Raw genomic sequence first — 12,385 nt, 5'->3', positions numbered from 1 at the left:
TATGTTTACAGGCATTATTGCATGTTCACGTAACGTTCGTTGTCGTTTATTTATCGTTACGATAGAACAAAAATAGCACAAACATACGAGGTCTTTGAATGTCACAAGAGATGTCTGCGATGGCTCTGGTATCAACGGAAAGTTTAGATAGTTATATCCAAACTGTTAATCGTTATCCAATGCTTACGCCTGAGCGTGAGAAAGAGTTAGCTGAACGTCTGCATTACGATGATGATATTAATTCTGCGAAAGCTTTAGTAATGTCGCATCTGCGCTTCGTTGTTCATATTGCTCGTGGTTACTCTGGTTATGGCCTACCAATTGCCGATCTTATTCAAGAGGGCAATATTGGTTTAATGAAGGCGGTGAAACGATTTAATCCCGAAGTTGGGGTACGACTCGTGTCGTTTGCTGTGCATTGGATTAAAGCAGAGATCCACGAATATGTACTGCGTAATTGGCGAATTGTGAAAGTTGCAACGACCAAGGCACAACGTAAATTATTCTTTAACCTACGTAAGTCGAAAAAGCGCTTGGGTTGGTTTAATAATGATGAAGTCAATATGGTCGCAGAGCAGCTTGGGGTTGAACCTTCCGATGTACGTGAAATGGAATCACGCCTCGCAGCGCAAGATCCTACGTTTGAAATGCAAAATGACGATGATGAGCGTGATACCACACCGGTTGCTCCAGCTTACTATTTAGAAGATAAAAGCTCTGATGTCGCATTAACCTATGAAGAAAACAACTGGGAAAATCATGCTAACAATCGATTATCTCAGGCGTTAGCGAGCCTTGATGAACGTAGTCAGCATATCGTACGTTCACGTTGGTTAGATGATGAAAAATCAACATTGCAAGATTTAGCCGATAATTACGGTGTTTCTGCCGAGCGTATTCGCCAGTTAGAAAAAAATGCGATGAAAAAGTTAAAAGATGCAGTGGGCGATTTTTATTGATCCTTTGCCTCGTGAAGATGAGAAGCCGACCTAAGTGTCGGCTTTTTTGTGCCTGAGGATCCGTAATGACGCTGAGAAACAGAGTGATCTAACTTAGTTGACGGAGCTGAGTATCGTCTTGAATTTAATGAGATATACATCACAATTGTGGGTGTGATTGTGTACTAAATAGCATGTTATCCACAGCTTATGATCGGATCCTAACTATATGTAGTGGATCCTTTGTTTTTAAAACACATTATCAACGCAATTCACAGTTTTTTCCACAGGCGATTACTTTGTGTTCATGTTGTGGTTATGATCATCGACAAGCCCTTGTCTTCATTTGAAACTTCATTAGCCAAGAAGATACTTAGGTGTGGATAAACCCTGATTTTGGCATGGAATATATCCCTAAAAGCTGAGGTATACTGTGCTTAATAATGAGATATCGCAGTAAAACGTCAGGATCATGTGAAAAGGATCTTGTCTGGGTTTGGCGGATCATATTATTTAGCATATGTAGATCACGATGCGATGATAAAAATAACAAGTCAGGTAAAGGAAAATCATGGAACAGTTTCAACATATCTCAGTCGAGCAGGCTTATCAGTTATTACAACAAACGGATAGCCAGGCAGTTTTAGTCGATATTCGCGATCCTCAGTCATTTGCCCTAGCGCACCCAGAGCAAGCGTTTCATTTAACCAATGACACCATGGTTAGTTGGATGGATCAGGTGGACTTTGAGCAGCCGGTGATTGTGATGTGCTACCACGGTATCAGTAGTCAAGGCGCTGCACAGTATTTGATCAATCAAGGTTATGAAAATGTGTATAGCTTAGATGGTGGCTTTGAAGGTTGGCGTCGTGCGGCATTACCTGTGATTGAAGCATAAAGGCTTTACAGTGGTATCGAGCGCGCGATAATGATAGATCTTAAGTCAGATTCTATTTTTGAACAGAAAGGTCATCATTATGTATCGCTTAGCGGGATTTTATAACCCACGACAGGCACAAGCTTTTATCGATTATATGGCCTATCGAGGTATCGAAATATCGATGGCGCCAGAGCCTGAAGGTAAATTTGCATTATGGTTGGCAGATGAGCAATACCTCGTTGAAGCAGAAGCTGAGCTTAATGCATTTTTACTCGATCCAAATAATAACAAATATCAAGCGGCATCTTGGCAAGTCGCTGAAAGCCGAACCGCAAAGTTTAACTACAGTAATCCAAGTTTGATCAACATGGTTAAAGCTCAAGCTGGGCCTTTTACCTTATTGGTCATGGTCGCATCATTAGTGATTTATGGCTTATGGTTACTCGGGTTTGAACAGATCTTATTTGAATGGCTACATTTCCCGTTTATGAATGGCGATCAATGGGAGTTATGGCGTTATTTCTCTCATGCGTTACTGCATTTTTCTCCTCTTCATGTAATTTTTAACTGCCTATGGTGGTGGTTACTGGGCGGGCAAATTGAACGTCATAGTGGTTCTGCTAAATTAGTGCAGATTTTTTTACTGTCCTCATTAGTTTCAGGTTTTGGTCAGTTCTGGCTTGATGGGCCTAATTTTGGTGGCTTATCTGGTGTGGTATATGCGCTATTGGGCTACATCTGGTGGATGGGATGGCTGGCACCACAACGAGGTTTAGTGATTGCCCGCTCTTACGTTGTGTTTATGTTGGTATGGCTAGTGATCGGATTTGCAGAGCCGATGGGAATGTCGATTGCCAATATGGCGCACTTATTTGGCTTAATTTCAGGCTGTGTGATTGCGTTATTTGACGCTAAAGTGAATCCACTAAAGCAAGCTAAATAATTAAGAGAAAATATCGTTAAAGGGACAGTTTGCTTTAACGATATTTCACCGCTTTTTCTTTTATTGATAAAGAAACTTAGTAAAGAGCAGTTCAGCAACGGGCTGTTGGCGCGTTTCTGCTAGCAGGAGTCGATTGACTTGATCTTGGCAAGCTCGGCGGATCTCTTCACGGCCAGCAAGCGATTTGATTTTTGCTTCTGGTTGTTTACTCACAATATCAATAATGGCATCACGGATAAGCGGGGTGTGGTGCTCAATATTGGTGAGGTTGGTTTGATTGTTTATCATCAAATCCACTTGGAGACGAATATAACCCAGCCGTTTACCTTGGGTAACATAGTTGGTTGTGATGTCAGGCTCTAACGTGTAGTAAGTGATTTGAGGGGGAGCTGCCACATCTTCATTAGATGCTATCGCCACTGGGCTTTGAAGCATGCTGACAAGCGTTAGCGCTGCCACAAAAACAGATAATTTTATCATTATACTTATGTTGTCCACTTAGTTTGTGAGAAACAGGTGTAATCTTTGCACGGTAACGATATTCGTACTGGTTACAGCTTGCTACAATAGCAGATCATTATGGTAATAAATTAACTGAATACAACCAAGTGTTATCGATCACGAGTTTGTTGATTAAGTAGTGAGAAAATGTCGGAATTCAAGCAGTTATATAGTCCGTTACTTGAAGGTGCTGTATGGTATCCAGCCTCTGAATGGGCATTAGAAGGAGGTTCCGTTGGTTCTTGGTTACTCGAGTCTGACTCTTTATCGCGCCGTTTAGCCGCGCATTGTCGTGTTTTTTCAGTCACAGTATTAGCACAAAACGTAATAAAAAATAGTGAGTTATCACTATCAGAACGTGCGTTATTAGGACACAGCGATTGCCTTGAACGCATTGTTATGCTCAATGGTGATCAACAGCCTTGGGTCTATGCTCGAACACTAATGCCGACCACTATATTATGTGGGGACGAAAGTGATTTAGCCGAATTAGGCGCAAATCCTTTAGGGTATCGTATTTTTAATGGCAACAATTCCCGTCGTGATGCTCTGGAAGTGGCAAGAATAGGCATGCCAGAACAATCGATTTGGGCTCGTCGTTCAAGATTATGGATTAATGAAAAAGCTATGCTGGTGGCAGAGTTGTTTTTACCTCGCTCACCTGTGTATGCAAGGAATAACAAATGTTAGAAATGACTAAGGCGAGAGCGTTTTGGCAATTAGCGCGTTTTGATCGTCCCATTGGTAGCTTATTATTATTATGGCCAACCTTGTGGGCACTTTTTCTTGCCGCAGATGGCATGCCAAATATAAATGTATTAATTGTTTTTGTCTTAGGTGTCATATTCATGCGTGCAGCAGGATGCGTGATTAATGACTTTGCTGATCGTAATTTTGATGGCCATGTTAAACGCACCAAAGATCGTCCAATGCCGTCGGGTAAGGTGTCTGAGCGCGAAGCGTTAGGCTTATTTTTCTTGTTAGTGCTGGTGTCTTTTTTACTGGTTTTAACCATGAATAGCTTAACTATTATGTTATCTGTGGTGGGAGTACTATTAGCGGCATGTTATCCATTTATGAAGCGTTATACTCATTTACCTCAGTTGGTTTTAGGCGTTGCATTTGGCTGGTCTATTCCAATGGCATATGCAGCACAAGCCGGTGATTTATCGCTGAGTGCATGGTTATTATTTACTGCTAATATTTTGTGGACGATTGCGTATGACACCCAATATGCGATGGTAGATCGGGATGATGATTTAAAGGTTGGGATTAAGTCGACTGCTATCCTATTTGGACGTTTTGATAAGTTAATCATTGGCTTGCTTCAGCTTGCCACGTTGAGCTTATTGATTGCTGTCGGTATGGTGCTGCAATTAGGCCAAGTGTATTACTGGTCATTGTTACTAGCGTCAGGCTTATTTGTTTATCAACAGATGTTGCTTAAAGAGCGCCTACGTGAAAGCTGTTTCCGTGCGTTTTTAAATAATAACTACTTCGGCATGATTGTCTGTGTCGGTATTGTATTAAGTGTCTGCTTCTAGAAACATGACTTAACGCTGTATTTCGTGAGTTTAATTGTTGAGTGTTAAAGATATAAAAAAAGCGCCGTTATGGCGCTTTTTTTCGTTACGTATCTTTATTCTTGTTTGTCTTTAGCGTCATCTAAGTGCATCACCGCTTGGATGGTGAGGTTCACTTCCGGTGAGACTAACGAGGTGAGTAGATTCGCTAAGTTTTCTACTGGACGTGCTACCGCGTGGCACTCGTCATTGAGATAACCTTCGCTACGCAATGTTTTCACCAAAATACTAAATACACCCTTATCGAAAAACTCTGGTGCATTGATCCCGTGTAAACGACTTAGACGTTGAGCAAGCACTTGGCTGTGATGCTCTAAATCATTTTTCGCCATTTCAGGCTCTGCACGGAGTAAAGTTAGTGCAATCGCATAACGTTGTAATGTTTCAGATATCGTGCGAGCCAGTAGCTGAAGAGGGCCAATACGGGCGTTATTGATAGAAATGTTAATCCCATCGTTAAGTAATAGACGTTGGCGTACAAGCTCATCAATGATCTTATCAATTTCAGTATTTAGCTGCTCATTATCAAAACGTAAGAACAATTCCGCTTTTAAGAATGGATACAGTAATTCAACTTGTTCATGAATTTCATCATTGGTTAAGCTTTGCTGCTGTACCACAATATGCGCAATCAACGACGGTAATGCGAATAAGTGAATGATGTTATTACGGTAGTAAGTCATCAAGATCGATTGTTGACGATCAAGCGAAATAATATCGCCTAAGGTGTCATGCTCAACCACGAACTTATCCATTGCAACCGCATGCTCAATCATTTGCTCAGCATTTTCTTTTGGCGTTGTACACTGGCTTGAATATGGCGTATTACGCAATAGTTCAAGGTAGCATTCAATTTGCTGCTCTAGTACTTCACGGCTTAATGCGCGTTGTCGTGATGCCAGTAATGCAAGGGCACATAACGTCATTGCATTGGTAGCTGCAGCGTCGTTAATATGTGTCATCATCTTAACGGCTAAATCGTTCACGACAGGCGTTAACCAGCTTGGTTTCTGCGGCTCGATTGGGTTAATGTCTTTGTGCCACTCAGGTACATTGTCATTTAAATATTGGTTAAGCGGAATAGGCTCACCAAAGTTGACATAACCTTCGCCTAAGTTACGCAACTTACGTAATGTTCGGATAACTTGGCCGACATTTTCTTTCTCTTTACGCTTACCTTGTAGCTCTTTTGCGTAAGTGCCCACTTCCATTACATGCTCATAGCCGATGTACACTGGTACTAATGTAACGGGGCGATTTAAACCACGCAGCATAGCTTGGATTGTCATTGAAAGCATACCGGTTTTTGCCGGTAATAAGCGACCGGTACGCGAACGACCACCTTCACTGAAGTATTCAACTGAATACCCTTTAGTAAATAACTCAGATAAGTATTCACGGAATACTGTTGAGTACAGACGATCACCACGGAAACTTCGGCGAATAAAGAATGCACCACCACGACGGAAAATAGGACCGGCAGGGAAGAAGTTTAAGTTAATACCAGCGGCAATGTGTGGCGGTACTAAGCCTTCGTTATAAAGCACGTAAGAAAGCAATAAGTAATCCATGTGACTTCGGTGACAGGGCACATAGACTATTTCATGACCATCTTGTGCTAAACGGCGCACACGTTGGGCATTTTTGATATTCAAACCTTGGTAAAGTTTGGTCCATAGCCAGCGTAGGAAACGCTCACCGTTCTTGATCAGTGGGTAAGAGAAATCTGCCGCAATTTCCTCCATCATACCGATGGCTTCTTTACGTACTTTTTCAACCGGTACTTGGCGGCTGATCGCTTCTTCTTGTACCACTTTATCGATGGCTTTAGAGGCAAGTAGACGCTTAAACAACAGCTGACGATCAGGCAGGCGTGGGCCAGATGTCGCAATTTGCTGGCGTGAAAAATGGATTTTTGCCACGCGAGCTAATTTTTGTGCAATCGCATCATCGGTACCATGATGATCGGCCATATAACGCAGCGATACTGGCGTACTTAAACGCACTAAACAGTCACGGCCATGCGTTAAAATTGCCCAGAATTTTGCTGGACCATTTAACGGACGTAAGGTTGCTTTGCGTTGGGATTCTTTACCCGGTGCTCGTCCCCATAAAATAGAAGCGGGCACTAACTGAATGTTTAATGCTGGATCTTGTTTGTGTTGCTCAAGTAACTCGGTAAAGAGTTCAATCGAATCTTGAGGTAGAGCATTATTAGTGCCGAATACACTCGGGCCTTCAGCAACAAAGACAAAACGTGGAAAGCTACGGCCATTAATTTCTAACTTAGTTAATGGATCAGGTAGCCCTAATGCTTTAGCGCTGCTACGCAGTGTTAATAAATCAGTATTAGAGCAATACGGTAAAATGTAGGCGATTGGCCGCTCTAAATCTAACTCTAAATCAGCAACAGGATCAGATGGAATGGTTGCTGGTTTAACTAATAAAGAAAGCGGCAACTTTAATAATTGTTGATAAAATTTTTGCCAACGTGACATATTTATAACGAGCCTCAGAATCTTAATGCGCCGCAAGGATAGCAGAAAATGATTGATTTCATGCAGCTAAAATACAGTTGATAGCGGTTAAATTATCATTTTTTATGGTCTTTTATTGTTTCTTTTTGACCGATGAGTGGTTTAAAAAACAATCTGGCATGACCAGTGAGTTAAATCTAATTGATTCTACTGAAATTATTATCTTTGCGAGACGGCTGTCATTATTTTAGTACCTAAGCTCTGATAGGTTTGATTAACTGATCAAATTGGTGTTTTCGTAAACAATTGCCTTTTAATGTGGCTTAACACTGGATATACTCACAGTGAACTGTATAAAAAGACAGGTGACTCATGAAGCCGTTGACATTACGCCAACAAGAAGTCTTTGATTTAATCAAAGCAAAAATAGACGAAACAGGTATGCCACCGACACGTGCTGAAATTGCACGTGAATTAGGTTTTCGCTCTGCGAATGCGGCAGAAGAACATTTAAAAGCATTAGCACGTAAAGAAGTGTTGGAAATTATTCCAGGCGCATCGCGTGGTATTCGCTTACTTGTCAATCAAGAAGAGCCAGAAGAGCAGGGACTACCACTGATTGGTCGTGTCGCTGCGGGCGAACCGATTTTAGCGCAAGAACATGTTGAAGCGCATTATGAAGTCGATCCTATGTTATTTAAACCTCGTGCCGATTTTTTACTACGTGTAAATGGGATGAGTATGAAAAATATCGGGATTATGGATGGCGACTTGTTAGCTGTACATAAAACCCAAGATGTTCATAACGGTCAAGTTGTGGTTGCACGTGTTGATGACGATGTAACGGTTAAGCGTCTTGATAAGCAGGGAGCCAAAGTATTACTCCATGCTGAAAACGAAGAGTTTTCACCCATTGAAGTTGATCTTGAGCATCAAAGTTTAACCATTGAAGGCATTGCTGTTGGCGTGATCCGAAACGCTGATTGGATGTGATGGTTACTGAACGACGGATTGAGTGAAGCCAAAAAAGCGCAGTTAAAGCTGCGCTTTTTTATTGTCTTAAGAAAATGACGAGTAAGCTTTGCAAATCTAACTGATAATTATTATCATCCTTAATTCATAAGGAGATAATGATGACGAAAATAAAGCGCTACACCATTCCCTCTGACTTACTTCAACCGCTTTGGTATCGCAGCCGAGAAAGCTTAGCCGATGATGGTCTTATTTATGATCCGGTGGCTGCCGTAGCGTGTCGTCAATGTTATCTCGAACCTGATTGTGTCGGGCAACAAGTTCCTCAGCGTCAACTTTTACATGCCACTTTAACTTTGCAGTGCGATAAACAAGTGAAAGACTTCTTAACTCGCTATCCTTATGGGCAGGTTGTTAATCTTGGTGCAGGGCTTGATACCCGCTTTTACCGCTTAGATAACGGACGTTGTCGTTGGTTTGAGTTAGATACTGATGAAAATTTACTTTGGCGAGAGAAACTATTTCATCGCAGTGATCGTTATATGCTGAAAACGGGTTCAGTTACTGATCTCAGTTGGTTAAAGCGTCTACCGAAAAGTGCTCAAACACCGATACTTTTAATTTGCGATCAAGCACTATTAGCCTGTAATTCAGCGCAATTAGCGACATTTATCCAGCGTATGGGGTGTAGTTTTAGCCACATGGAAATGTGTATCGTGGTTGCGGGCGATCTATGCCATGTCCCTATTGCGAAAAAAATGGGCTGCGGTGAGTATCATCATGGCTATCGTGATCCTGCGCAACAAATGATTAATTGGTTACCGTGGGCTGAGTTGATTGATTGTTTTAGCCCATTTGATAATCCCTGTCCGAGATGGCGAACATGGCAACGTTGGATTGCTAAAATGCCCAGTATGAAATATCGCTTAACGCCTGTTGTTGTTCATTTGAAATTATAGCAAGGTATGAATATTACTATCGTTAATCTAAATAACGATTCTCGTACTTGTTGTAACTTATTGATATTGTGATACATGATAGCGAGTAGTTTGTTTGTATCTATATATCAAAGTGTTATCTACTTTTTTGTTAGTTATTTTATATCCATGATTCTTTGCGTATTCTGCGATTCCTGCCTACGTTAAATATATCGAGACATTTTTATGTGTTGGTATGTGCTGCTCAATAAATGCTTTAAATAATAAAAAATAAATAATGCCGATTTGATAGCTCAGCTGCATCGTTAGTCATAGAAGCATTCTGCCACATAAAATTCGTTCAATTGCATATTTGAATGACAGGGGAGGTCAGAGCGATGGTTCGTTCATTGATCGCAGGAATAGCGAGTGTACTTTTCTCAATGCCGCTGATGGCTGACACCATGCAGCTTAATATGACACCGGGTGTAACGGCGGTAAGTCAGAATGTATACAGTCTTCATATGACCATTCTCTACATTTGTATCGCGATTGGTGTGGCGGTATTCGGAGTTATGTTTTGGGCTATCTTTCACCACCGCAAGTCAAAAGGCGCAAAGCCTGCTTCATTCCATGAAAGTACTAAAGTAGAAATTATTTGGACGCTGATCCCGTTCATTATCTTAATAGGCATGGCTATTCCTGCAACTAAAACATTGATTGCAATGGAAGACACCTCAAAATCGGATGTAACTATCCTTGTGACAGGCTCGCAATGGAAGTGGCATTACAACTATTTCAACCAAGATGTTGAATATTACTCCCACCTTGCTACAAGTGCTGAACAAATCAGTAATCAACGGCAAAAGCGTGACAACTATTTATTAGAAGTTGATTACCCCTTAGTTCTTCCTGTCGGGCAAAAAGTACGCTTTTTGATCACCTCACAAGATGTGATCCACTCATGGTGGGTGCCCGCTTTTGCGGTGAAAAAAGATGCTAATCCTGGCTTTATTAATGAAGCGTGGACACAAATTGATAAGCCCGGTATTTACCGAGGTCAATGTGCCGAATTATGCGGTAAAGATCATGGCTTTATGCCGATTGTGGTGATAGCCAAACCACAAGCAGAATACGATGATTGGCTACAGAAAACCAAGATCACGCAACGTAAAGCGCGTGAAGAAGAGCAGCGTTTGTTGGACATGCAAATGTCATTAGATGAGCTTATGACGCTGGGTGAAAAGACCTATACCGCGCGTTGTGCCATGTGTCATCAAGCTAATGGGCAAGGTATTCCAGGAGCATTTCCAGCACTGGCTGGTGAAGGGGTTTCAGTTGATCCTAAACGTAAGTTAGAGCACATCAGCGTTGTTGTTCACGGTAAGGCCGGTACCGCGATGCAAGCGTTTGGTCCACAACTGAGTTTGAAAGAATTAGCCGCTGTTATTACCTATGAGCGTAATGCGTGGGGGAATAATACTGGAGAGTCTGTGCAAGCAGCGGAAGTACAAGCGATTAAAAACGGTCAGCCACTATAAAGGAGAGTAAGCATGACGGATATGATGCGCCAAGAAGCTGAAATTGATACTGCTGGCTGTACTGACACAGAACACGACCATCATTCGCATCCTGCGAAAGGGCTAAAGCGTTGGTTATTTACCACCAATCATAAAGATATCGGCACCCTATATTTGCTGTTTAGTTTAACCATGTTTTTTGTTGGCGGCGCAATGGCGATGGTTATTCGGGCTGAATTATTTCAACCGGGCTTACAGTTAGTGGAGCCCAACTTTTTTAATCAGATGACCACAGTTCATGGTTTGATTATGGTGTTTGGCGCCGTGATGCCCGCTTTTACGGGATTAGCGAACTGGATGATCCCAATGATGATTGGGGCACCAGATATGGCTTTGCCAAGGATGAATAACTGGAGCTTTTGGATCCTACCTTTTGCATTTAGCTTGTTGTTAGCCTCTCTTTTTATGGAAGGGGGCGGGCCTAATTTTGGTTGGACATTCTATGCGCCACTTTCAACAACATATAGCCCACCGAGTACGGGATTGTTTGTGTTTGCCATTCATATCATGGGAATTAGCTCAATCATGGGAGCGATTAACGTTGTCGTGACCATCGTGAATATGCGCGCACCAGGCATGACGTATATGAAAATGCCACTCTTTGTTTGGACATGGTTGATCACCGCATTTTTACTTATCGCGGTTATGCCTGTTTTAGCAGGCGCAGTGACCATGGTATTAACCGATAAATATTTTGGTACGAGCTTTTTTGATGCGGCGGGTGGTGGTGATCCGGTGATGTTCCAACATATCTTCTGGTTCTTTGGTCACCCTGAAGTTTATATTATGATTTTGCCGAGTTTCGGTATTATTTCTGCCATTATCCCTGCTTTTTCGCGCAAGAAACTCTTTGGTTATAGCTCTATGGTGTACGCCACGGCATCCATTGCTGGGTTAAGCTTTATAGTCTGGGCACACCACATGTTCACCACGGGGATGCCTGTCGCAGCAGAGCTATTTTTCATGTATTGCACCATGTTGATTTCAGTCCCTACGGGGGTGAAAGTCTTTAACTGGGTGGCAACGATGTGGCGAGGATCATTAACTTTTGAAGTGCCAATGTTGTTTGCTATTGCGTTTATTGTGCTCTTTACCATTGGCGGTTTTTCTGGATTGATGCTCGCTATTACGCCTGCTGATTTTCAATATCATGATACCTATTTTGTAGTTGCCCATTTCCATTATGTGTTAGTCACTGGCGCTATCTTTTCGATCATGGCTGCTGCCTATTATTGGTTACCAAAGTGGACGGGACACATGTTTGATGAGCGTTTGGCGCAATGGCACTTCTGGTGTTCGCTGATCTCGGTCAACATCTTATTTTTCCCAATGCATTTTTTAGGATTGGCGGGTATGCCACGTCGTATTCCTGACTATGCCCTGCAATTTGCAGATATTAATGCCGTGGTCAGTATTGGTGGTTTCTTGTTTGGGGTCTCTCAATTGATATTTATCGCGGTCTTGGTGAAATGTATTCGAGGGGGAGAAAAAGCACCTGCCAAACCATGGGAAGGTGCTGAAGGGTTGGAGTGGACAGTCGCATCACCTGCGCCATATCACACCTTTTCAACACCGCCCAAGATTGATCCTTAGG

General features: G+C 42.1%; 11 protein-coding genes. 9 read left to right on the top strand and 2 right to left on the bottom strand.

Going from position 1 to position 12,385, the window contains the following annotated elements; genetic code table 11:
* The first annotated feature begins 98 nt into the window (after positions 1 to 98).
* From rpoH to glpG, 3 genes are all read left to right on the top strand, one after another.
* Positions 99 to 959 carry an RNA polymerase sigma factor RpoH gene (gene rpoH / locus C9J42_RS14580; protein WP_105061179.1) on the top strand — a complete coding sequence of 287 codons (861 nt, stop codon included), beginning with the start codon at positions 99 to 101 and terminating at the stop codon, positions 957 to 959.
* A gap of 550 nt (positions 960 to 1,509) precedes the next feature.
* On the top strand, positions 1,510 to 1,836 hold the full coding sequence (gene glpE, locus C9J42_RS14575; RefSeq protein ID WP_105061178.1) for a thiosulfate sulfurtransferase GlpE: 327 nt from the start codon (positions 1,510 to 1,512) through the stop codon (positions 1,834 to 1,836).
* Between the two features lie 79 nt (positions 1,837 to 1,915).
* The gene (gene glpG, locus C9J42_RS14570) at positions 1,916 to 2,761 is read left to right on the top strand and encodes a rhomboid family intramembrane serine protease GlpG (protein ID WP_107208664.1); all 846 of its coding nucleotides are present in this window, start codon (positions 1,916 to 1,918) and stop codon (positions 2,759 to 2,761) included.
* Between the two features lie 60 nt (positions 2,762 to 2,821).
* Here the strand turns inward: glpG and C9J42_RS14565 are convergent, their stop codons facing one another.
* On the bottom strand, positions 2,822 to 3,241 hold the full coding sequence (locus C9J42_RS14565) for a flagellar basal body-associated protein FliL (RefSeq protein ID WP_107208663.1): 420 nt from the start codon (positions 3,239 to 3,241) through the stop codon (positions 2,822 to 2,824).
* A gap of 168 nt (positions 3,242 to 3,409) precedes the next feature.
* Between C9J42_RS14565 and C9J42_RS14560 the strand changes: the two genes are divergently transcribed.
* A complete protein-coding gene (locus tag C9J42_RS14560) occupies positions 3,410 to 3,952 on the top strand; it encodes a chorismate lyase (protein ID WP_107208662.1) in 543 nt (180 codons plus the stop codon).
* Positions 3,946 to 4,806 (top strand): 4-hydroxybenzoate octaprenyltransferase, encoded by an 861-nt coding sequence (gene ubiA, locus C9J42_RS14555; RefSeq protein ID WP_107247035.1) that lies wholly within the window; start codon positions 3,946 to 3,948, stop codon positions 4,804 to 4,806. The genes C9J42_RS14560 and ubiA overlap by 7 nt, the downstream gene beginning before the upstream one ends.
* 95 nt (positions 4,807 to 4,901) lie before the next feature.
* On the opposite strand, the gene plsB is transcribed toward ubiA, so the two are convergent.
* On the bottom strand, positions 4,902 to 7,343 hold the full coding sequence (gene plsB, locus C9J42_RS14550; protein ID WP_107247036.1) for a glycerol-3-phosphate 1-O-acyltransferase PlsB: 2,442 nt from the start codon (positions 7,341 to 7,343) through the stop codon (positions 4,902 to 4,904).
* Positions 7,344 to 7,694: 351 nt separating this feature from the next.
* Here plsB and lexA point away from each other — a divergent pair, with 351 nt between their 5' ends.
* The 4 genes from lexA (at position 7,695) to ctaD (ending at position 12,384) form a co-directional block, all read left to right on the top strand.
* The gene (lexA, locus tag C9J42_RS14540; protein ID WP_005372006.1) at positions 7,695 to 8,315 is read left to right on the top strand and encodes a transcriptional repressor LexA; all 621 of its coding nucleotides are present in this window, start codon (positions 7,695 to 7,697) and stop codon (positions 8,313 to 8,315) included.
* A gap of 140 nt (positions 8,316 to 8,455) precedes the next feature.
* Positions 8,456 to 9,253, top strand: a complete 798-nt coding sequence (locus C9J42_RS14535; RefSeq protein ID WP_107247038.1) for a class I SAM-dependent methyltransferase — start codon at positions 8,456 to 8,458, stop codon at positions 9,251 to 9,253.
* 356 nt (positions 9,254 to 9,609) lie between these two features.
* On the top strand, positions 9,610 to 10,752 hold the full coding sequence (coxB, locus tag C9J42_RS14530; protein WP_107287671.1) for a cytochrome c oxidase subunit II: 1,143 nt from the start codon (positions 9,610 to 9,612) through the stop codon (positions 10,750 to 10,752).
* A 12-nt stretch (positions 10,753 to 10,764) separates the two neighbouring features.
* Positions 10,765 to 12,384: a cytochrome c oxidase subunit I gene (gene ctaD, locus C9J42_RS14525; RefSeq protein ID WP_107208657.1), complete on the top strand. Its 1,620-nt coding sequence runs from the start codon at positions 10,765 to 10,767 to the stop codon at positions 12,382 to 12,384.
* Position 12,385 lies beyond the last annotated feature (1 nt).

This window comes from Photobacterium sp. GB-56 (genome assembly GCF_003026105.1).
GTDB lineage: Bacteria > Pseudomonadota > Gammaproteobacteria > Enterobacterales > Vibrionaceae > Photobacterium.
Note: the sequence above shows the minus strand (reverse complement) of the source record. Positions and strands in the feature narration are given on the sequence as shown.